Below are 22448 nucleotides of genomic sequence, written 5' to 3' on the forward strand. Positions count from 1 at the left end.
CTCCACGGGGCATCAGATCGCGCCATCCTTGCGCAAACGGGCCACGGCGTCGCTGTCGTAGCCCAGGGATTGCAGAACCACGGCATTGTGTTCGCCCAGCTCTGGCCCGACCCACTCGCAACTGCCTGGGGTGTCCGAGAGCTTGGGCACGATGCCGGGCATCTTGAAATCCTTGCCGTCGGGCAACTGGGCCTTGAGGAACATTTCCCGGGCGAGGTATTGCGGGTCGCCCAGCATATCTTCGGCGCTGTAAATCCGGCTGGCAGGCACTTCGGCCTGGTTCAACTGCTCCACCACCTGGGCCAGTGGCAAGCTGTTGACCCAGCGGTCGATTACGCCGTACAGCTCGTCGCGCCGGCTATCGCGGCCATCATTGCTGGCCAGTTGTGGGTCATTGGCCAGGTCTTCACGGCCAATGGTCAGCATGAAGCGCTTGAAGATTGCATCGCCATTGGCGCCAATCTGCACATGCTTGCCATCGGCGGTGGTATGGATTGATGACGGGGTAATGCCCGGCATGATGTTGCCGGTGCGCTCGCGGATAAACCCGAACACATCGAACTCGGGGATCATGCTTTCCATCATCGCGAAGATCGCTTCATACAGCGCCACATCCACCACTTGACCGAGGCCGCCGTTGACCTCGCGATGGCGCAGGGCCATGAGCGCGCCAATCACCGCCCACAGCGCGGCGATGGAGTCGCCGATGGAAATCCCGGTGCGCACCGGCGGGCGGTCTTCGAAGCCGGTGATGTAGCGCAGGCCCCCCATGGATTCACCGACCGCGCCGAAGCCCGGTTGATCCTTCATCGGCCCGGTCTGGCCAAAGCCCGAGAGCCTTACCATTACCAGCTTGGGGTTCAGGGCGTGCAGGGTGTCCCAGCTCAGGCCGAGTTTTTCCAGAACGCCGGGGCGGAAATTCTCGATCAGGATGTCGGCGTCTGCCAGCAACTGCTTGAGGATCGCCAGCCCCTCGGGATGCTTGAGGTTGAGGGTCAGGGACTGTTTATTGCGTGCCTGGACAAACCACCACAGCGACGTGCCTTCATACAGCTTGCGCCATTTGCGCAGCGGGTCGCCGCCGTCGGGGGATTCGACCTTGATCACTTGGGCACCGAACTCGGCGCAGATGCGCGAGGCGAACGGGCCGGCGATCAGGGTGCCCAGTTCGATGACTTTCAGGCCGGCGAGCGGTTTGGCGGTAAACGACATGAGGATCCTTACTAACGCAGGAAGGTATGTATTGCGTTTTAACATAGGCGAGTGCTGCAGGGATAAGGATGATGCAGCGCAGGATTCGTTGAATGACCCCGCCATCGGTTAGACTGGCCGCCTTTCCCTGTCTCTAGAAGTCCGTTCATGGCCCAGCCGTCCACGACCTACAAGTTTGAACTCAACCTGACCGACCTCGATCGTTCGGTGTACGAGAGCGTCAAGCAAACCATCGCCCGTCACCCCTCGGAAACCGAAGAACGCATGACCGTGCGTTTGCTGGCCTACGCCCTTTGGTACAACGAGCAGTTGTCGTTTGGTCGCGGACTGTCAGATGTAGACGAACCAGCCCTGTGGGAAAAAAGCCTGGATGATCGGGTTTTGCACTGGATCGAAGTCGGCCAGCCCGATGCCGACCGCCTGACCTGGTGTTCGCGCCGTACCGAACGTACCAGCTTGCTGGCCTACGGCAGCCTGCGGGTGTGGGAAGGCAAGGTGGTGCCGGTGGCCAACAACCTGAAAAACGTGCATATCGCCGCCGTGCCCCAGGAAATTCTGGAAACCCTGGCCAAGGACATGCCCCGGGTGATCAAGTGGGATGTGATGATCAGCGAAGGCACGATTTTCGTCACCGATGACCGCGGCCAGCACGAAGTGCAACTGCAGTGGCTGGTCGGCGAACGCGGCTGATCCTGTCAGGACGGGTTTGTGTGGGAGCTGGCTTGCCCAGTTAAGCGAAGGCAATCTTCAAAGCAGCGAAGATCACATGTGGGAGCGGGCTTGCTCGCGAAGACGTCGGCCCAGCAAGCATTGATGTTGACTGACCCACTGCTTTCGCGAGCAAGCCCGCTCCCACACAAGCCCGCTCCCACATTTGATGTTTGTCGTTACTCATAGTGTTTTTTAACCGTTGTATTGCACAGAAGCCCCCATCACCCCATGCGCATCGATCCCCGCCCATTGCCCGCTGTCCTGCCGTTCCTCGGTGAATTGCCACCGTTGCTGACCCGTCTCTACGCCGCCCGTGGCGTGACCTCGCAGGATGAGCTGGATAAAAGCCTGGCGCGGCTGATTCCCTATCAGCAGCTCAAAGGGATTGAGGCTGCCGTGGATTTGCTGGTGACGGCCCTGGAGCAGCGCCAGCGCATCCTGATCGTCGGCGACTTCGACGCCGATGGCGCCACCGCCAGCACCGTGGGCACCCTCGGCCTGCGCCTGCTCGGGGCGGCCCATGTGGATTACCTGGTGCCCAACCGCTTCGAATACGGCTACGGCCTGACCCCGGAAATCGTCGCCGTGGCCTTGCAGCGCGAGCCGCACTTGCTGATTACCGTGGACAACGGCATCTCCAGTGTCGAGGGTGTGGCGGCGGCGAAGGCGGCGGGTCTCAAGGTGCTGGTCACCGACCACCACTTGCCCGGCGATGAACTGCCGGCAGCCGATGCCATCGTCAACCCGAACCAGCCCGGTTGCGGGTTCCCCAGCAAGGCCCTGGCGGGCGTCGGGGTGATTTTCTACGTGCTGATGGCCCTGCGCGCGCGCCTGCGCAGCCTGGGCTGGTACGACAAGCAGCCGCAGCCCAATATCGGCGAGTTGCTCGACCTAGTGGCCCTGGGCAGCGTGGCCGACGTGGTGCCGCTGGATGCCAACAACCGCATCCTGGTCCATCAAGGCCTGGAGCGGATCCGCGCCGGGCGTGCGCGGCCGGGGATCAAGGCGATCCTGGAAGTGGCCAAGCGCGACCACGCACGTATCACCTCAACCGACCTGGGTTTTATCCTCGGCCCACGGCTGAATGCGGCCGGGCGCCTGGATGACATGAGCCTGGGCATCGAATGCCTGCTCACCAGCGACTTCGCCCTGGCCCGGGAAATGGCCGCGCAGTTGGACGGCATGAACCAGGACCGCAAAGCCATCGAGCAGGGCATGCAGCGCGAGGCCCTGGCCCAGCTCAAGGACTTGCCGGTGGAGTCGATGCCATTTGGTCTGTGCCTGTTCGACCCGGAATGGCACCAGGGTGTGATCGGGATTCTCGCCTCGCGTATGAAAGAGCGCTATTTCCGCCCGACCATTGCCTTTGCCGATGCCGGTGATGGCCTGCTCAAGGGCTCCGGGCGTTCGGTGCCGGGCTTTCATATCCGTGATGCCCTGGCAGTGGTGGCCAGCCAGCACCCGAACCTGATCGCCAAGTACGGCGGCCACGCCATGGCGGCGGGCCTGACCTTGCCTGAAGCCAACTTCCCGTTGTTCGCCGAAGCCTTCGACGCCGAAGTGCGCCGGCAACTGCGTGAAGAAGACCTGACGGGACGCCTGTTGTCCGATGGCACCCTGGCGGTGGAAGAGTTCCACCTGGAACTGGCCCGTGCCCTGCGCAACGCCGGGCCCTGGGGCCAGCACTTTCCCGAGCCGTTGTTTCATGGGGTGTTTCAACTGGTGGAGCAGCGGGTGGTGGGCGAGCGGCACCTCAAGGTAGTGCTCAAGAGTGAGTGCGGCGCGGTGAAGCTCGATGGCATTGCCTTTGGCATCGACCGCGAGGTGTGGCCGAACCCGACCATTCGCTGGGTGGAGTTGGCCTACAAGCTCGACGTCAATGAGTTCCGCGGCCAGGAAACCGTGCAATTGATGATTGCCCACATCGAACCGCGCTGAACCCTGTGCAATCCCCGGTTGTCGACTAGTCTCTAAGCACTGTGTGATTGGTCTTGTGACCTTGTCTGTTTTTTAGCCCGAAGGGGACGGGCCTTTCATCTTCTCGTCACGCGTACCGGTCAGACAGAACCCTGGAGCCAATGCCCACCGGATACGAGAAGAGGTGCCCCATGAGTCTGTTGCTTGAACCCTATACCCTGCGCCAATTGACCCTGCTCAACCGCATTGCCGTATCGCCGATGTGCCAGTACTCCGCCGTCGATGGCCTGGCCAACGACTGGCACCTGGTGCACCTGGGCAGCCGCGCCGTTGGCGGCGCCGGGCTGATTTTCAGCGAAGCTACCGCCGTTACTGCCGATGGCCGCATCACCGCCCAGGACCTGGGCCTGTGGAACGATGCCCAGATTGAGCCGCTGCGTCGCATCACACGCTTTATCAGCGCCCAGGGCGCGGTGGCGGGCATTCAACTGGCCCACTCCGGGCGCAAGGCCAGCACCCATCGGCCGTGGATCGGCAAGCATGGCAGCGTCAAGCCCGAAGACGGTGGCTGGGTGCCTGTTGGCCCTTCGCCGATAGCCTTCGACCCTCAGCACACCGCCCCCCGGCAGCTCGATGAGGGGCAAATCCAGCAGGTGATCAGCGACTTTGTGGCGGCCGCCAAGCGTGCCCTGACCGCCGGTTTCGAAGTGGTGGAAATCCATGCGGCCCATGGTTATCTGCTGCATCAATTTCTTTCGCCTCTGAGCAATCAGCGCCAGGATCAATATGGCGGTTCCTTTGAAAACCGCATCCGCCTGGTGCTGCAAGTCACCGAAGCGGTGCGTGAGGTGTGGCCGCAAGAGCTGCCGCTGTTTGTGCGCGTCTCGGCCACCGACTGGGTGGAAGACGGCTGGAACCCGGACGAAACCGTGGAACTGGCGCGCCGCCTGAAAGACCTGGGCGTGGACCTGATCGACGTGTCCTCCGGTGGTACCGCCGCCAATGCCGAAATCCCTATCGGCCCCGGCTATCAAACGCGCTTTGCCGAGCGCGTGCGCAAGGAATCCGGTATGGCCACCGGCACGGTCGGGATGATTACCGAACCGGCCCAGGCCGAGCATATTCTGCGCACCTGCCAGGCCGATATCATCTTCCTGGCCCGGGAACTGCTGCGTGATCCGTACTGGCCGCTGCACGCCGATGACGACCTGGGCGGCCGCAAGGCGACCTGGCCGGCGCAGTACCAGCGGGCTACCCACCGCGACCAGCCGATCCATGAGTCGGATTTGCGCAACAAGTAACCCCTCCAGCCGCCGCTGACCCGCCGGGTCAGCGGGCCTCACGTCGCCACTGTGGCCAGGCCAGCAACGTCGCGGCCCGCAACAACCACTCGAATGGCCCATAGGGATGGCGGCGTAGCCAGTGCGCGCTCAACCCCATTTGCAGGATAAAAATCGCAGCCGCCATGGGGAGCAGCAACCAGGGCTCGACCTGATTGACCCAGCCCGCGCCGTAGCCGGTGAATAACAGCCCGAGGACCATGGATTGCATGAGGTAATTGCTCAAGGCCATCTTGCCCAGCGGCGCCAGGCACGCACACAGCCTTGCGCCAGTGGCGGTGTTGAACAGCGCCAGCATCACTAGGCAATAGGCGGCAGTCAGCAGCGGTGCTGTCAGTTGGCCGAGGCCGAAGGCAAAGGTTTCCAGGCCGCCGCCTGGTCTGTAAGCGGCGGTCAGGGCGTAGACCAGCGCACCGAGCAGGCCCAGTGGGGCGGTCGTTAGCAGCAGACGCCGGGTACGGGGTGCCCAGGCCTGTGAAGAGGCCAGCCACTGCTGGCGCCCGGCGGCGTAACCGAACAGGAACATCGCCAGGGCGCTGGGCCCTTGCAATAGCCATAACGCAGGCACCGTGGCCCATACTTCCCGGCTGTGAAATTGCACGGTCTGCAGGGCTCCGGCGGAAAATGCCGCGAGTTTTGCCTGGGCCTCGCCATGGCCAGTGCCGATCCATTGCCCTTCCAGGCCCTGTAAGACACCCAGCACCATCCACAATGAACAAGCGACCACCACCAGACCGATAGCCCACCGCCGGGCGCGGGCCGCTGACAGGTTGCGGGCGGCCAGCAGCACCAGGCCCAACAGGGCATAAGTCGAGAGAATCTCGCCGTAATACAAGAGCGCGCCATGGGCCAGGCCGAGTATCAACAGGGCCAGTTGCCGGCGCAGCATGCGTGGGACGAATGCTGCTTCGGCACGTTCGGCGGCGGCCATTTGCAGGGTGAAGCTGTAGCCAAACAGAAAGGAAAACAGCAGGTAGAACTTGGTCTCGAACAACCACGCCACCAGCAGCCGCACCCCGTGATCGAGCACGCTGGCGTAGGTCGGGTTGCTGGAGGTCGAAGCGTAGTAGGGATCGGCAAAGGCCCAGATATTGACGCTGAGAATGCCGAACAAGGCAAACCCGCGCAGCGCATCGACCTGGACCAAGCGCGCGTTGGCCGTGGCTGGCATGCTCAACGCCCCTGCAGTAGGTGAACCACCAGGCCCCGCAGGACCGTGGTCTGCTGCTCGGGGTGAAAGTCCGGGTCGGCCGCCACCCGGGCGAACATGCCATCGATCAAGGCCGCCAGCCAGTTGGCTGCTTCGGGCACGCTCAGCGCGGTGTGCAATTGCCCGGCCTGGTCAGCCGCCCGTACCAGGGCTTCCAGGCCGTCACGCAAGGTGCGGTCATTGGCCTTCACCAGGCGCGCCACGGCTTCGTCACGATGGCCCAGGGCCGAGATCTCCAGCGCCAGGCCGGCGTAGTGGCGGTCGCAGGCCAATTGGCAGACCTGATCGAGGAAAGCCAATAACTGCGCCATCGGATCAGCCGCCTTGGCCAACGGCGCCATGGCCTGTTGGATCTGTGCACCTTCACGGGCCACCAGCGCCAGCAGCACCTCGTGCTTGCTGGCGAAATAGTGGAACAAATTGCCCGCGCTCATACCGGCCCGGGCACAGATATCAGCGGTGCGCGTGGCGACAAAACCGGCCTCGGCAAAACACTGGGACGCGGCATCCAGCAGGGCCATGCGTTTGCTTTCGCGTTGCTGGGGGTCAGGGGTGCGCATGCCTGTCTCATTCATTAATTGAGTGGTCACTCAATTTATAAGGCGTAAGAATTATCTGCAAGCTTTTTGCTTCGAGATCATTATTTAAGTGAATACTCTAAAAAAATCTCACAAGCGCCAGGATAGTTTCTACGCTTGAAGTAAGACGGCTTCTGGCCCAGGAAGTCAGTCTGTTTACGCGCTGAGGCATTGCACTTCGCGGATAGGGTTATGGGCATCGGGAGTTGTTGTTTATCACACGGAGAAACAGTCCATGGTCAAGTCCATTGGTGTCGCAGGGGTTCTGGTGCTTTTTTTCAGCCGCAAGTTGTCGTTGCATGGCCGCCGGTTGAGCTCGGACGAGGCGCAGTTGCTAGAGCAGTACCGTGCCTTGACCGAAAACGATCAAATTGCAATGCGTTATTTGATTGGTGCGATGAGGAGTATTTCGCGTTTTTGAACCGGGTGGGGGCGTTCCCACGCCGCAATGAGCGTGGGAACGTTGGGCATCAGCTGTACTTGCGCTTGTCCGGTGCGGGCGGGAAGTACTGGTACAACCAGGTTTCACTCAAGGTCCGGTCATTGGTGCGGATGAACAGGCGCATCTCCACCGGCGCAACGCTGTCGCTGGTCGGGTACCAGTCGAAGAGAATGCGGTAGCCCTTGATGTCGTCGAGCACCAGCACGCTGAAGTCTTTCACTTCGCCATGGGAGCAGGTGACCACAGGCTCGATCCCGGTGCCTGCGGGCAGGCGGTCGAGGCCACCGCCCTTGAAGTCCACGGCAAAACGGCGGGCCCAGACCGGTGGGTAATGCTCACCCGGCGCCCAGCCTTCGGTGAAGCCGCCCATGCCGGAGCGGGTAGCGTTGACTTGTGCCAACGGTGTGCTGACCGGGGGCAGGGCGCTCCAGTAGAGCTTGTAGCCAAAGGTCAGGGAGTCGCCGGCGGCCACCGGTTTTTTCGGGGTCCAGAAGGCGACGATGTTGTCCATGGTCTCGCCGGTCGTAGGAATTTCCAGCAGATCGACAGAGCCTTCGCCCCACGCGGTGGTCGGCTCCACCCACAGGCTTGGGCGCTTGCTGTACCAGTCGACGGTGTCCTGGTAACTGGCGAACTCATGGTCGGTCTGCACCAGGCCGAAACCTTTCGGGTCTTTATCGGCGAAGGCATTGAACTGCAGAGTGGCCGGGTTGTTCAGCGGGCGGCAGATCCACTCGCCGTTGCCGCGCCACATCGCCAGGCGATCAGAGTCGTGGATCTGCGGGTGGATGGTGTCGCACATGCGCCGCTCATGGGTGCCGCAACTGAACATGCTGGTCATCGGCGCGATGCCCATCTGCTGGATTGCCGTGCGCGCATTGATATGGGCGTCGATGGCCATCACCACCTGGGTGGCCTGGCAGTCGATATCAAAACGATAGGCACCGGTGGCGCTCGGCGAGTCGAGCAGGGCGTAGACCACGAAACGGGTGCTGTCCTTGTCCGGCGTCTCGAACCAGAACTGGGTGAAATCGGGGAACTCTTCGCGTTTATTGGCGTAGGTGTCGATGGCCAGGCCGCGTGCCGAAAGACCGTACTGGCCGGTGTTATCCACCGCACGGAAATAGCTGGCGCCAAGGAAAGACACCACGTCGTGGCGGTCCAGTTCCGGGGCCTTGAACAGCTTGAAGCCGGAAAAACCCAAGTCGCCCTTGAGCTGCTTGGTATCGACCGTGGTTTTTTCATAATTGAACAGCGACGGACGGAAATGCACCTCCCGCGCCTGGCGGGTCTTGGGGTCGACACTGTGCATGCGCACCGGGGTCTTGAAACCCATGCCGACGTGGAAAAACTGCACGTCCAGCTGGCCTTTGAGGTCTTTCCACAGCGAATGATTACCGTCGTAGCCGATGGCATTGAAATTCTGCGGGGTCATGGTCGCCAGGGTCGGCGGCAGCACCTGGCGGGTGTCCTGATACTGCTTACCGGCCAGTTGCTTGGCCTGCAGCTTGAGCCAGTCGAAGTCGAACGCCTTGGCGTCGCCATCGGCTGCACGATTCCCGGCCCAGGCCTGGGCGGCCAGCAGGCCACTGGCTGACAGCCCGGTGTAGGCCGCGATGGCCATGGACGCTTTGAGCAAATTCCTGCGGTGCATAAATACAACCTGTGGTGAGCAATCCCGTGCCGTTCCTGGCGCGTGCTGGATCAGAAATTACGGTTCGGACATGCCTTCGGCCAAACGCAACGGACATTAAACAGATGCTGAATAGCTTAAGGGGTTCGGTGGGGAAGGAAAATTGATTGATAGCGGGATGATGGCGTTGCATATGAAACAAGACGTGTCAGCAGGGGGGATTTGCTGGGGATGGCTTTGGGTCGGTGTGTATATCCATTGCTGCGGTCACGGCGGCTATTGGTTCCGCTCTTACAGCGGGTTACTTTTGGAAAAGAGCCCGGAGTGCCGGCCCAGCCAAAAGTAACCAAAAGGGCTCCTGCCCCACCACTCGGTGCCTCGCCTAGGCTCGGCATGCCCGCAGTCAGGCATTGCTCCGTGGGCCCGCCGCGATCGGCCATCCATGGCCGTGTCGCGGCTACCCCGGCATCCATGCCGGGGTGCCCACTGCGCAATACCTGCCTGCGGCCAGCGTGGTTTAACGGGGCGCCTAAGATCAAAAGCCAAATCAAAAGCAGAGCAACAGCAGAGCAACAGCAGAGCAACAGCAAAGCCAGAGCGCGAAGCTGCCTTCCCCTGTGGGAGCGGGCTTGCCCGCGATGACGGTGTATCAGTCGATAAATCTATTGGCTGACCTGCCGCCATCGCGGGCAAGCCCGCTCCCACAGGGATACGCGCACGCCTCGAAGATCAGGTCGGCTGTCAGGCCGCCTCGCTTTGCTTTTGATCTGAGGCGCCCCGTTAAACCACGCTGGCCGTCATCCGATATTGATTTGGGGGGTAACCCGGCAGGACGCCGGGTTAGCCGCGCTGGGCCATGGATGGCCCATCGCGGCGGCCCCCCAAATCAATGTCGGATGACGGGCACACCGAGCCTGGGCGAGGTGCCGAGTGGTGGGGCAAGAGCCCTTTTGGTTACTTTTGGGGCTCTTTTCCAAAAGTGACCCGCTGTAAGAGCGGAACCAATAGCCGCCGTGACCGCAGCAATGGATATACACACCGACCCAAAACCATCGCAGTTGAGTTACATCTGGAAGCACTCTATATCCAGGATTATTGGCACTTAGTTTTACGCTGAAGGCCTATCAACCCTATGAACCCAAGTCTCTGGAGGCTATGAATGAATACCCGTGGATTGCTTGATCAGTTGCTCAAGTCTGGCCAGGACATGCTGCAAAACAAAGCTGGCGGTCAACGCAAAGGCGATGACAAAGGTGCCTTGGGCGGTCTGCTCGGCGGTGGCGGGCTCGGCAGCCTGCTCGGTGGCGCAGGTGGCGGGGCGTTGGCCGCCGGGGCCATGGGCCTGCTATTGGGCAACAAAAAGGCCCGCAACTTTGGTGGCAAAGCCCTCACCTATGGTGGTCTTGCCGCATTAGGCGTGATTGCCTACAAGGCCTACGGCAACTGGCAGGCACAACAGGCCGGCGCGCCCAAAGGCGAACCGCAGACCCTCGATCGCCTGCCACCGGCCCAGGTCGAACTGCATAGCCAGGCCATCCTCAAGGCCCTGGTGGCCGCTGCCAAGGCCGACGGCCATGTGGACGAGCGCGAGCGTGCGTTGATCGAAGGCGAATTCGTCAAGCTGGACAACGACCAGGAACTGCAACGCTGGCTGCATGCCGAACTCAACAAGCCCCTGGATCCCACCGATGTCGCCCGGGCTGCCAGCACCCCGGAGATGGCCGCCGAAATGTACATCGCCAGCGTCATGCTGGTGGACGAGGAGAACTTCATGGAGAAGTCCTACCTCGACGAATTGGCCCGCCAACTCAAGCTGGAGCCGGGCCTCAAGATCGAACTGGAAAAACAGGTACGCCAAGCCACGCTCTGACTCGCCCCGTACAGAAAACTACCCCGTCACCGTCCAGGTTGCGGGGTGTTTTTATATTTCGTGAGACTTGGCCCACAACCCATTGATAAATGATGGCACGGCCTCAGCTATACTCCCCGGCATTTGATCGGCCTTCGAGGAATTACTGTGAAGAACTGGACCTTGCGCCAACGCATCTTGGCGAGCTTTGCGGTGATTATCGCCATCATGCTGCTGATGGTTGTGGTCTCGTATTCACGGTTGCTGAAGATCGAAGCGAGCGAAAATGTGGTACGCGACGACGCCGTACCGGGGGTGTTTTTCAGCTCGATGATCCGTAGCGCCTGGGTCGACAGCTACCTGCAGACCCAGGAGTTGATCGGGTTGCGCGAGCACCAGGGCATTTCCGACGAGGATAGGCAGGATTACAAGACGTTCGAGGCGCAGCTGGAGCAGCATATGGCCAGTTACGCCAAGACGGTCAATATCGGCCAGGATCGTACTGAGTTCGACACCTTTGAAGCCCTGCACCAGAAGTACAACCAAGTACTTGCCCAGGTCCTGGAGCTGCATGCGGCCAACAAGGAAGCCGAAGCGGTCAAGATGTTCGACGAGCGACTGACCCCGGCCTGGATCGCCGGGCGCTTGAAGCTCAATGACATCATCAACGAGAACAAAGCAGTCGCGGACAACGCCACCGCGGCCATTGATGATGCCGTGGCTGCAGCGAAAATCGGTATGGGCGTGTCGCTGCTCCTGGCGATCCTCGCCGCCGGCCTGTGCGGGCTGCTGCTGATGCGCGCGATCATGGCGCCGATGAACCGCATCGTCGATATCCTCGAAACCATGCGCACCGGCGATCTGAGCAAGCGCCTGAACCTGGACCGCAAGGACGAGTTCGGTGCCGTGGAAACCGGCTTCAATGACATGATGACCGAGCTGACCGCTCTGGTATCCCAGGCCCAGCGTTCGTCGGTGCAGGTCACCACCTCGGTGACCGAGATTGCGGCCACCTCCAAGCAGCAACAGGCCACGGCTACCGAAACGGCCGCCACCACCACCGAAATCGGCGCCACCTCGCGGGAAATTGCCGCCACGTCCAAGGACCTGGTGCGCACCATGACCGAAGTGTCTACCGCCGCCGACCAGGCCTCGGTGGCCGCCGGTTCCGGCCAGCAAGGCCTGGCCCGAATGGAAGAAACCATGCACTCGGTGATGGGCGCCGCCGATCTGGTCAACGCCAAGCTGGCGATCCTCAACGAGAAGGCCGGCAACATCAACCAGGTGGTCGTGACCATCGTCAAGGTGGCCGACCAGACCAACCTGCTGTCCCTCAACGCTGCCATCGAGGCCGAAAAGGCCGGTGAATACGGGCGCGGCTTTGCCGTGGTCGCCACCGAAGTACGGCGTCTGGCCGACCAGACCGCCGTGGCCACCTACGATATCGAGCAGATGGTGCGCGAGATCCAATCGGCGGTATCGGCCGGCGTGATGGGCATGGACAAGTTCTCCGAAGAGGTCCGTCGCGGGATGTTCGAGGTGCAGCAGGTCGGCGAGCAACTCTCGCAGATCATCCATCAGGTCCAGGCCCTGGCGCCGCGGGTGCTGATGGTCAACGAGGGCATGCAGGCCCAGGCCACGGGGGCCGAGCAGATCAACCATGCCTTGGTGCAATTGGGCGATGCCAGCAGCCAGACCGTGGAGTCCCTGCGCCAGGCCAGTTTTGCCATTGATGAACTGAGCCAGGTTGCGGTGGGTCTGCGCAGCGGCGTGTCGCGTTTTAAAGTCTGATGAGCGATCCAGCGGCGAAACGCGGCGCGATGACAGCAGCCAAAAAAGCCTTGTTCCTGGTGTTTCATATCGGCAGCGAGCGCTACGCCCTCAAGGCCACGGAAGTGGCCGAGGTGCTGCCGCGCCTGCCACTCAAGCCGATTGCCCATGCGCCGGTGTGGGTCGCCGGGATCTTTGCCCATCGCGGCAACATGGTGCCGGTGATCGACCTCAGCGCCCTGACCTTTGGTACATCGGCCCAGGCCCGCACCAGTACGCGTCTGGTATTGGTCAACTATCGGCCAGAAACCTGGCTGGAGCCGCGCTGGCTGGGGCTGATCCTCGAACAGGCCACTGACACCCTGCGCTGCGACCCGGCGGACTTCCAGCCCTACGGCCTGGACAATCGCCAGGCGCCCTACCTGGGGCCGGTGCGCGAAGACGAGCGGGGGCTGATGCAGTGGATCGGCGTCGCCGACCTGCTGACCCCCGAGGTCTGCGCTTTGCTGTTTGCCCCCGACCTGACCGTTGGGGAGGCGTGATGAGCAATGATCAACGCTTCTTCGACTTCCTCAAGGAACGCATCGGCCTGGATGTCGCCTCGGTGGGCGAAGCCATCATCGAGCGCGCCGTGCGCCAGCGCAGCCAGGCGTTGCAGGGGCTGAGTGCCGATCAGTACTGGCAACGCCTGCAAACCAGCAGCGAGGAACAGCAGGCGCTGATCGAAGCGGTGATCGTCCCCGAAACCTGGTTTTTCCGTTATCCCGAATCCTTTGCCACCCTGGCGCGGCTGGCGGTGACACGGCTGGGCGAAATCAAGCATATGCGCGCCTTGCGCATTCTCAGCCTGCCGTGTTCCACCGGCGAGGAACCCTATTCCATCGCCATGGCCCTGCTCGATGCGGGCCTTTCGCCCCACCAGTTCAAGGTGCAAGGCATGGACGTCAGCCCATTGTCGGTGGAGCGCGCGCGGCGCGGGGTGTATGGCAAGAACTCCTTCCGTGGCCAGGACCTCGAGTTTCGTGAGCGGCATTTCAGCGCCGAGAGCGACGGCTATCGCGTCGCCGACCGGGTGCGTGAGCAAGTGCGCCTGCAAGTGGGCAACCTGCTGGACCCGCAGTTGCTGGCCAATGAGCCGACTTATGACTTTGTGTTCTGCCGCAACCTGCTGATCTACTTCGACCAGCCGACCCAGAAGCAGGTCTTTGAAGTGCTCAAGGGCCTGACCCATGTCGACGGCGTGCTGTTTATCGGCCCGGCCGAAGGCAGCCTGTTGGGGCGCCTGGGCATGCGCTCGATTGGTGTGCCGCAGTCGTTTGCCTTCAGTCGCCACGCCGAAGCCGCGCCGCCTGAGCCGGTCTTCACCACCATACCGGCGCCGCTGCCGCAACGCAGCGCAGCGCCGATTGCGAGTAAACCGCGAGCCTTCAGTGCATTCGCAGCGCCGGTGGCGCCGATCAAGCCTGCGCCAGTGCATTCGGATGCTGCCGATCTGCTCGGGCAGATCGCAACCCTGGCCAATGAAGGCAAGAGCCTTGAGGCCCGTGCTGCCTGTGAGCTGTACCTGCAGAGTCATCCGCCGGCGGCCCAGGTGTTTTACTGGCTGGGCCTGCTCAGCGATGTGGCGGGTAGCGCCCTGGAAGCCCAGGGGTATTATCGAAAAGCCTTGTACCTGGAACCCCAGCATCCGCAGGCCTTGATGCACCTGGCCGCACTGCTGGAATCCCAGGGCGATACGGCGGGGGCGCGGCGCTTGCAAGCCCGTGCTGCCCGTAGCGAGCGAGCCGCTGACAGTGAGCGTAAACGATGAGTAGCTCCGCATCCCCGGACACCGGCCTGAACCTGACGGTCGCCGATACCCAGGCCATTGACGATTGCTGGAACCGCATCGGGATCCACGGCGATAAATCCTGCCCGTTGCTGGCCGAGCATATCCACTGCCGCAATTGTGCGGTGTATTCGGCAGCGGCCACTCGCCTGCTGGATCGCTATGCATTGCAGCAAGAGGACCGTCACCCTGGCGCTGCGACACAGGCGGACGACGAGGTGGCCACCCGGTCCTTGCTGATGTTCCGCCTGGGCGAGGAATGGCTGGGCATCGCCACCCGCTGCCTGGTGGAAGTGGCGCCCCTGCAGCCGATCCATTCCTTGCCCCACCAGCGCTCGCGGGCCTTGCTCGGGGTCGCCAATGTGCGCGGTGCGCTGGTGGCCTGCCTGTCTCTGGTGGAGTTGCTCGGGCTCGACAGCAGCGGCGGCGGCGCCAGTGGCGGGCGGATCATGCCGCGCATGCTGATCATCGCCGCGCAGGATGGCCCGGTAGTGGTGCCGGTGGATGAAGTGGATGGCATCCATGCCATTGATGAGCGCACCCTGAAAGCCGCGTCTGCCTCCGGCACCCAGGCCAGTGCGCGCTACACCCAGGGTGTGTTGCCGTTCAAGGGCCGCAGCCTGCGCTGGCTGGACGAGACGCAACTGCTGTCTGCCGTGACCCGGAGCCTGTCATGACCCCCGACCAGATGCGCGACGCCTCGCTGCTGGAACTGTTCAGCCTGGAAGCCGATGCCCAGACCCAGGTCCTGAGTGCCGGCCTGTTGGCCCTGGAACGCAACCCGACCCAGGCCGACCAACTTGAGGCGTGCATGCGTGCGGCGCATTCGCTCAAAGGCGCGGCGCGGATTGTCGGGGTCGATGCCGGCGTCAGCGTGGCTCACGTGATGGAAGACTGCCTGGTCAGCGCCCAGGAAAGCCGGCTGTTTCTGCAACCCGAACATATCGACGCGTTGTTGCAGGGCACCGACCTGCTGATGCGCATCGCCACACCGGGTAACACCGTGGGCCCGGCCGATATCCAGGCGTATGTGGCGCTGATGGAACGCTTGCTGGACCCGTCGCAACCCATGGCCCAGGTGGTTGCACCGCCGCCCGTGGCTACGCCGCTCGCGCAGCCGCTGCCGTCTCTTGAAGAATCGCTGCTATTGCCCCCGGAGCCGGAGGCCGCGCCGCCGGTCAGCAGTGATGCGCCGCGCCACAACAAACGTATGACCGAAGGCGGCGAGCGGGTGTTGCGGGTCACCGCCGAACGCTTGAACAGCCTGTTGGACCTGTCCAGCAAATCCCTGGTGGAAACCCAGCGGCTCAAGCCTTACCTGTCCAGTCTGCAACGCCTCAAGCGCATCCAAAGCAATAGCGCCCGGGCCCTGGACAACCTTGATGGCCAGCTCAAGACCGTCGACCTGAACCTCGAAGCCCAGGAAGCCCTGGCCGATGCCCGCCGCCTGTTGAGCGAAGCGCAGTTGCTGCTGGCGGAAAAGACCGCTGAACTGGATGAGTTCGGCTGGCAGGCCGGGCAGCGCGCCCAGGTGTTGTATGACACCGCGCTGGCGTGCCGCATGCGCCCGTTTGCCGATGTGCTGGCGGGACAGGCGCGCATGGTGCGCGACCTGGGCCGCAGCCTGGGCAAGCAGGTGCGCCTGGAAATCGAAGGCGAGAAGACTCAGGTTGACCGTGATGTCCTGGAAAAACTCGAAGCGCCGCTGACCCATTTGTTGCGCAATGCCGTCGATCACGGCATTGAGATGCCCGAGCAGCGCTTGCTGGCGGGCAAGCCGGCCGAAGGCCTGATCCGCCTGCGTGCCTCGCACCAGGCTGGCCTGTTGGTACTGGAATTGAGTGATGACGGTAACGGCGTGGACCTTGCGCGCCTGCGCGACAGTATTGTCGAGCGCAATCTGTCGCCACTGGAAACCGCCTTGCGCCTGAGCGAAGAGGAATTGCTGACCTTCCTGTTCCTGCCGGGTTTCAGCCTGCGCGACAAGGTGACCGAAGTCTCCGGGCGCGGTGTCGGCCTGGATGCGGTGCAACACATGGTCCGCCAATTGCGCGGTGCGGTGGTGCTGGAGCAGACGGCAGGGCAGGGCAGCCGCTTCCATCTGGAAGTGCCGCTGACCTTGTCGGTGGTGCGCAGCCTGGTGGTGGAGGTTGGCGAAGAAGCCTACGCCTTCCCCCTGGCCCATATCGAGCGTATGTGCGACCTGGAACCCGACGAAATCGTGCAACTGGAAGGCCGCCAGCATTTCTGGCACGAAGGCCGGCATGTCGGCCTGGTCGCGGCCAGCCAGTTGTTGCAGCGCCCGCCCGGGCAGACCAGCCAGGATACCCTCAAGGTCGTGGTAATCCGCGAGCGCGATGCGGTGTACGGGATTGCCGTAGAGCGGTTTATCGGCGAGCGCACCCTGGTGGTGCTGCCGCTGGACGATCGCCTGGGCAAGGTGCAGGACATTTCTGCCGGTGCGCTGCTGGATGACGGCTCGGTGGTGTTGATCGTCGATGTCGAAGACATGCTGCGCTCGGTGGACAAGCTGCTCAACACCGGCCGCCTGGAACGCATTGCCCGCCGCGCGCAGCAAACCGTCGAGGCCACGCGCAAGCGCATCCTGGTGGTGGATGACTCGCTTACCGTGCGTGAACTGCAGCGCAAGCTATTACTTAATCGTGGATATGAGGTGGCGGTCGCCGTCGATGGCATGGATGGCTGGAATGCTCTGCGTTCCGAAGACTTCGACCTGCTGATTACTGACATTGATATGCCACGCATGGACGGTATCGAATTGGTCACACTTTTACGCCGTGACACTCGCCTGCAGTCGCTGCCGGTGATGGTGGTGTCCTACAAGGATCGTGAAGAAGACCGGCGGCGCGGCCTGGATGCCGGCGCCGACTATTACCTGGCCAAGGCCAGTTTCCATGATGACGCCCTGCTCGATGCGGTGGTGGAACTGATTGGAGGCGCCCGGGCATGAAGATCGCCATCGTCAATGACATGCCCCTGGCGGTCGAGGCCTTGCGCCGGGCCTTGAGCTTCGAACCGGCCCATCAAGTAGTGTGGGTTGCCACCAATGGCCTGGAAGCGGTGCAGCGCTGTGCCGAGCTGACCCCGGACCTGATCCTGATGGACCTGATCATGCCGGTGATGGATGGCGTCGAGGCCACCCGGCAGATCATGGCCGAGACGCCATGCGCTATCGTTATCGTTACGGTGGATCGCCAGCAGAATGTCAGCCGCGTGTTTGAAGCCATGGGCCATGGTGCCCTGGATGTGGTGGACACCCCGGCATTGGGGGTTGGCGATGCCAAGGAGGCGGCCGCGCCCCTGTTGCGCAAGATCCTCAATATTGGCTGGCTGATCGGCCAGCGGGGCAGCCGGGTGCGGGCCGAACCTGTGCATCCGCGGGGGACGGGCAAGCGCCAGAGCCTGGTCGCGATCGGCTCTTCGGCGGGCGGCCCGGCGGCGCTGGAAACCCTGCTCAAGGGCTTGCCTCGGAACTTTGCGGCAGCCATTGTGCTGGTGCAGCATGTGGACCAGGTGTTCGCCGCCGGCATGGCCGAGTGGCTGAGCAGCGCCTCGGGCCTGCCGGTGCGCCTGGCACGCGAAGGTGAGCCACCGCAAAGCGGCGTGGTATTGCTGGCCGGCACCAATCATCATATCCGGCTGCTGAAAAACGGCACGTTGGCCTACACGGCGGAACCCGTGAACGAGATTTATCGGCCGTCCATCGACGTGTTTTTCGAGAGCGTCGCCAGCCATTGGAACGGCGATGCCGTCGGCGTATTACTGACCGGCATGGGACGTGACGGAGCCCAGGGACTCAAATTGATGCGTCAGCAGGGCTATCTGACCATCGCTCAGGATCAGCAGAGCTGTGCGGTTTACGGCATGCCCAAAGCGGCGGCGGCGATTGATGCCGCTGTTGAGATTCGCCCGTTGGACAGAATTGCGCCACGATTGCTGGAGGTATTCGCAAAATGACCGATATAACTCGCTGTCCTGGCCTGCACGTAGTAATTCAGGTGACCGCAAATGAATGATTTACAGCTCGACGACTTCAAGACCGACGAAAACGCCGCCATGGTGTTGCTGGTGGACGACCAGGCGATGATCGGCGAAGCCGTGCGACGCGGTCTGGCCCATGAGGAGAATATCGACTTCCACTTCTGTGCCGACCCCCACCAGGCCATCTCCCAGGCGATCCGCATCAAGCCGACGGTGATTCTCCAGGACCTGGTCATGCCCGGGCTGGACGGCCTGACCCTGGTGCGCGAATACCGCAACCACCCGGCGACGCAGAACATCCCGATCATCGTGCTCTCGACCAAGGAAGACCCGCTGATCAAGAGCGCCGCGTTTGCCGCCGGGGCCAATGATTACCTGGTGAAACTGCCGGACAACATCGAACTGGTGGCGCGTATCCGCTACCACTCGCGCTCCTACATGACCCTGTTGCAGCGGGATGCGGCCTACCGTGCATTGCGGGTCAGCCAGCAACAACTGCTGGACACCAACCTGGTGCTGCAGCGGTTGATGAACTCCGACGGTTTGACCGGGCTGTCCAACCGCCGGCATTTCGACGAATACCTGGAGCTGGAATGGCGGCGCGCCATGCGGGACCAGACCCAGTTGTCGTTGTTGATGATCGACGTGGACTTCTTCAAGACCTACAACGACAGCTTTGGCCACCTGGAAGGAGACGAGGCGCTGCGTAAGGTGGCGGCGAGCATCCGTGACGCCAGCAGCCGTCCTTCGGACCTGCCGGCGCGCTACGGGGGCGAGGAGTTTGCCCTGGTGTTGCCCAACACCTCGCCGGGCGGTGCGCGGTTGGTGGCGGAGAAACTGCGCCAGGCTGTTGCCGCGTTGAAAATCCCGCATATCGCACCCTCTGAAGGGGCGAGCCTGACCATCAGCATTGGCCTGGCGACCATGACGCCGCTGCTGGGGACTGATTGCCGGCAATTGATCTCGGCGGCGGACAAGGGGTTGTATCTGGCCAAGCATAATGGGCGCAACCAGGTGGGGATCGAATAGCCTGCAGGACACCGCCAACCCAATGTGGGAGCCCGCTCCCAACTTTGATCGTTATCGGCCTGTAGATATCACACAAACCCGGCCTTTTCGGCCAAGCGGACTGCCGTTTCCAGCCTTTTGCCGTTATACTCGCCGGCTTTCAAAAGTTCGCCAACGAGTGCTGCCCGCCATGGAAATCAACCCGATCCTGAACACCATCAAGGACCTGTCCGAGCGCTCCGAAACTATTCGGGGGTATCTTTGACTACGATCAAAAGCATGAGCGTCTGACCGAAGTCAATCGCGAGCTTGAAGATCCGGCTGTCTGGAACAAACCTGAATACGCCCAGGAACTGGGCCGCGAGCGCGCTGCGCTGGCGCAGATCGTCGACACCCTCGACGAGTTGAACACCGGTCTGGGCGATTGCCGCGACCTGCTGGACATGGCCGTCGAAGAAAACGACGAAGGCGCAGTGGGCGATGTCGTCGCCGAGCTGGCCCGTCTCGAGGACAACCTCGCCAAGCTTGAATTCCGCCGCATGTTCAGCCACGAAATGGACCCGAACAACGCCTACCTGGATATCCAGGCCGGTTCCGGTGGCACCGAAGCCCAGGACTGGGCCAACATCCTGCTGCGCATGTACCTGCGCTGGGCTGACAAACGCGGTTTCGAAGCGACCATCATGGAGCTGTCCGCCGGTGAAGTCGCCGGTATCAAGGGCGCGACCGTGCATATCAAGGGTGAATACGCCTTTGGCTGGCTGCGGACCGAGATCGGCGTACACCGTCTGGTGCGCAAGAGTCCGTTCGACTCCGGCAACCGTCGCCACACTTCGTTCTCCGCCGTTTTCGTCTCCCCAGAGATCGACGACAAGGTGGAAATCGAGATCAACCCGGCCGACCTGCGGATCGACACCTACCGTTCCTCCGGTGCCGGTGGTCAGCACGTAAACACCACTGACTCGGCCGTACGTATCACCCACGTTCCGACCAATACCGTGGTCAGCTGCCAGAACGAACGTTCCCAGCACGCCAACAAGGACACCGCCATGAAAATGCTGCGGGCCAAGTTGTACGAGCAGGAAATGCAGAAGCGCAACGCCGCTTCCCAGGCGCTGGAAGACACCAAGTCGGATATCGGCTGGGGTCACCAGATCCGTTCGTATGTGCTTGATGCTTCGCGGATCAAGGATCTGCGCACTAACATCGAACGCAGCGACTGCGACAAGGTACTCGACGGCGATATCGACGAATACCTGGAAGCGAGCCTGAAGTCCGGCCTGTAACACCCTCTGTGGGAGCGGGCTTGCCCGCGATCCCCAGGCCGAAGGCCTGGGGGCAACGAACCTGTGATGGAAAATTTAAAGACATGAGCGACCAACAACTCGACCAGGCCCTGCAACAGGAAGAAAACTCCCTGATCGCCCTGCGCAAGGAAAAGCTTGCTGCCGAGCGCGCCAAGGGCAATGCCTTCCCCAATGACTTCCGCCGCGAAAACTACTGCGATGCCTTGCAGAAGCAGTACGCGGACAAGACCAAGGAAGAGCTGGCTGAAGCGGCGATCCCGGTCAAGGTGGCAGGTCGCATCATGCTCAACCGTGGCTCGTTCATGGTGATCCAGGACATGACCGGGCGCATCCAGGTCTACGTCAACCGCAAGACCCTCCCGGAAGAAACCCTGGCCTCGGTGAAAACCTGGGACATGGGCGACATCATTGCCGCCGAAGGCACCCTGGCCCGTTCCGGCAAGGGCGACCTGTACGTCGAAATGACCAACGTGCGCCTGCTGACCAAGTCGCTGCGCCCGCTGCCGGACAAGCACCACGGCCTGACCGACACCGAGCAGCGCTATCGCCAGCGCTACGTTGACCTGATCGTCAACGAAGAAGTGCGCCAGACCTTCCGCGTGCGTTCGCAAGTAATCGCGCACATCCGCAGCTTCCTGATGGCGCGTGACTTCCTCGAAGTCGAGACGCCGATGCTGCAGACCATCCCGGGCGGCGCCGCAGCCAAGCCGTTCGAAACCCACCACAATGCCCTGGACCTGGAAATGTTCCTGCGTATCGCGCCGGAGCTGTACCTCAAGCGCCTGGTGGTGGGTGGTTTTGAGAAGGTGTTCGAGATCAACCGCAACTTCCGTAACGAAGGTGTCTCGACCCGTCACAACCCGGAATTCACCATGTTGGAGTTCTACCAGGCCTACGCCGACTACGAAGACAACATGGACCTGACCGAAGAACTGTTCCGCGAGCTGGCGCAACTGGTCCTGGGCAGCACCGACGTGCCTTACGGCGACAAGGTGTTCCATTTCGGCGAGCCGTTCGTGCGCCTGTCGGTGTTCGACTCGATCCTCAAGTACAACCCTGAGCTGACCGCTGACGACCTGAACGACATCGACAAGGCTCGCGCCATCGCCAAGAAAGCCGGGGCCAAGGTCCTGGGCTTCGAAGGCCTGGGCAAGCTGCAGGTGATGATTTTCGAAGAGCTGGTGGAGCACAAGCTGGAGCAGCCGCACTTCATCACCCAGTACCCGTTCGAAGTGTCGCCGCTGGCCCGTCGCAACGACGACAACCCGAACGTCACCGACCGTTTCGAGCTGTTTATCGGTGGTCGCGAAATCGCCAACGCCTACTCCGAGCTTAACGACGCGGAAGACCAGGCCGAGCGTTTCATGGCCCAGGTGGCCGACAAGGACGCCGGTGACGACGAAGCCATGCACTACGACGCCGACTTCGTGCGCGCGCTGGAGTACGGCATGCCGCCAACGGCTGGTGAAGGGATCGGTATCGACCGTCTGGTGATGTTGCTCACCAACTCACCGTCGATCCGCGATGTCATCTTGTTCCCGCATATGCGGCCGCAAGCGTAACCGCAGTAAATCATCAAGCCGCCTTTTATAAGGCGGCTTTTTTGTGGGGCCTGAACTAACGTCAAGCAAACGGCGCCAG

Annotated in this window: 18 protein-coding genes; 14 read left to right on the forward strand and 4 right to left on the reverse strand. The window is 62.2% G+C overall.

Annotated features, from left to right (window positions below; all coding sequences use genetic code 11):
- Window positions 1–12: 12 nt before the first annotated feature.
- Window positions 13–1212: a CaiB/BaiF CoA-transferase family protein gene (locus PSH73_RS05270; RefSeq protein WP_057444507.1), complete on the reverse strand. Its 1200-nt coding sequence runs from the start codon at window positions 1210–1212 to the stop codon at window positions 13–15.
- Between the two features lie 147 nt (window positions 1213–1359).
- Between PSH73_RS05270 and PSH73_RS05275 the strand changes: the two genes are divergently transcribed.
- The 3 genes from PSH73_RS05275 (at window position 1360) to PSH73_RS05285 (ending at window position 5141) form a co-directional block, all read left to right on the forward strand.
- Window positions 1360–1902: a YaeQ family protein gene (locus tag PSH73_RS05275; RefSeq protein ID WP_057438005.1), complete on the forward strand. Its 543-nt coding sequence runs from the start codon at window positions 1360–1362 to the stop codon at window positions 1900–1902.
- Between the two features lie 249 nt (window positions 1903–2151).
- On the forward strand, window positions 2152–3861 hold the full coding sequence (gene recJ / locus PSH73_RS05280) for a single-stranded-DNA-specific exonuclease RecJ (protein WP_057959553.1): 1710 nt from the start codon (window positions 2152–2154) through the stop codon (window positions 3859–3861).
- 170 nt (window positions 3862–4031) lie between these two features.
- Window positions 4032–5141, forward strand: a complete 1110-nt coding sequence (locus PSH73_RS05285) for an NADH:flavin oxidoreductase/NADH oxidase (protein ID WP_305462064.1) — start codon at window positions 4032–4034, stop codon at window positions 5139–5141.
- 28 nt (window positions 5142–5169) lie between these two features.
- On the opposite strand, the gene PSH73_RS05290 is transcribed toward PSH73_RS05285, so the two are convergent.
- Both PSH73_RS05290 and PSH73_RS05295 read right to left on the reverse strand, forming a co-directional pair.
- Window positions 5170–6351, reverse strand: coding sequence for a DUF418 domain-containing protein (locus PSH73_RS05290; RefSeq protein WP_057959555.1), 1182 nt, complete (start codon window positions 6349–6351; stop codon window positions 5170–5172).
- A gap of 2 nt (window positions 6352–6353) precedes the next feature.
- Complete coding sequence (locus tag PSH73_RS05295; protein WP_057959556.1) at window positions 6354–6950, reverse strand: TetR/AcrR family transcriptional regulator; 597 nt, start codon at window positions 6948–6950, stop codon at window positions 6354–6356.
- Window positions 6951–7203: 253 nt separating this feature from the next.
- On the opposite strand from PSH73_RS05295, the gene PSH73_RS05300 reads away from it, so the two are divergent.
- Complete coding sequence (locus tag PSH73_RS05300) at window positions 7204–7389, forward strand: hypothetical protein (RefSeq protein ID WP_057959557.1); 186 nt, start codon at window positions 7204–7206, stop codon at window positions 7387–7389.
- A gap of 49 nt (window positions 7390–7438) precedes the next feature.
- On the opposite strand, the gene PSH73_RS05305 is transcribed toward PSH73_RS05300, so the two are convergent.
- On the reverse strand, window positions 7439–9064 hold the full coding sequence (locus PSH73_RS05305) for a glucan biosynthesis protein D (RefSeq protein ID WP_057438023.1): 1626 nt from the start codon (window positions 9062–9064) through the stop codon (window positions 7439–7441).
- Between the two features lie 1138 nt (window positions 9065–10202).
- Here PSH73_RS05305 and PSH73_RS05310 point away from each other — a divergent pair.
- The 10 genes from PSH73_RS05310 (at window position 10203) to lysS (ending at window position 22369) form a co-directional block, all read left to right on the forward strand.
- Entirely contained in the window at window positions 10203–10913 is a 711-nt protein-coding gene (locus PSH73_RS05310; RefSeq protein ID WP_057958665.1) for a tellurite resistance TerB family protein, read from the forward strand.
- Between the two features lie 147 nt (window positions 10914–11060).
- Window positions 11061–12683, forward strand: coding sequence for a methyl-accepting chemotaxis protein (locus PSH73_RS05315; RefSeq protein ID WP_057958666.1), 1623 nt, complete (start codon window positions 11061–11063; stop codon window positions 12681–12683).
- Window positions 12683–13204, forward strand: a complete 522-nt coding sequence (locus PSH73_RS05320) for a chemotaxis protein CheW (RefSeq protein ID WP_128593473.1) — start codon at window positions 12683–12685, stop codon at window positions 13202–13204. The genes PSH73_RS05315 and PSH73_RS05320 overlap by 1 nt, the downstream gene beginning before the upstream one ends.
- Window positions 13204–14472: a protein-glutamate O-methyltransferase CheR gene (locus PSH73_RS05325; RefSeq protein WP_120731772.1), complete on the forward strand. Its 1269-nt coding sequence runs from the start codon at window positions 13204–13206 to the stop codon at window positions 14470–14472. Before PSH73_RS05320 ends, PSH73_RS05325 begins: the two co-directional genes overlap by 1 nt.
- Complete coding sequence (locus PSH73_RS05330; protein ID WP_057445119.1) at window positions 14469–15167, forward strand: chemotaxis protein CheW; 699 nt, start codon at window positions 14469–14471, stop codon at window positions 15165–15167. The genes PSH73_RS05325 and PSH73_RS05330 overlap by 4 nt, the downstream gene beginning before the upstream one ends.
- Window positions 15164–17461, forward strand: coding sequence for a hybrid sensor histidine kinase/response regulator (locus tag PSH73_RS05335; protein WP_057958668.1), 2298 nt, complete (start codon window positions 15164–15166; stop codon window positions 17459–17461). Before PSH73_RS05330 ends, PSH73_RS05335 begins: the two co-directional genes overlap by 4 nt.
- Entirely contained in the window at window positions 17458–18468 is a 1011-nt protein-coding gene (locus tag PSH73_RS05340; RefSeq protein ID WP_120731778.1) for a chemotaxis response regulator protein-glutamate methylesterase, read from the forward strand. The genes PSH73_RS05335 and PSH73_RS05340 overlap by 4 nt, the downstream gene beginning before the upstream one ends.
- Before the next feature lie 51 nt (window positions 18469–18519).
- Complete coding sequence (locus PSH73_RS05345) at window positions 18520–19521, forward strand: diguanylate cyclase (protein ID WP_057441800.1); 1002 nt, start codon at window positions 18520–18522, stop codon at window positions 19519–19521.
- A gap of 169 nt (window positions 19522–19690) precedes the next feature.
- A protein-coding gene (gene prfB / locus PSH73_RS05350) for a peptide chain release factor 2 (RefSeq protein WP_104911704.1) occupies window positions 19691–20786 on the forward strand; the annotation gives its coding sequence in 2 pieces (ribosomal slippage) (window positions 19691–19762 and window positions 19764–20786; 1095 coding nt in all).
- An 83-nt stretch (window positions 20787–20869) separates the two neighbouring features.
- Window positions 20870–22369 (forward strand): lysine--tRNA ligase, encoded by a 1500-nt coding sequence (lysS, locus tag PSH73_RS05355; protein ID WP_057441798.1) that lies wholly within the window; start codon window positions 20870–20872, stop codon window positions 22367–22369.
- Window positions 22370–22448 lie beyond the last annotated feature (79 nt).

The organism is Pseudomonas sp. FP2294, from assembly GCF_030687625.1.
GTDB lineage: Bacteria > Pseudomonadota > Gammaproteobacteria > Pseudomonadales > Pseudomonadaceae > Aquipseudomonas > Aquipseudomonas shahriarae.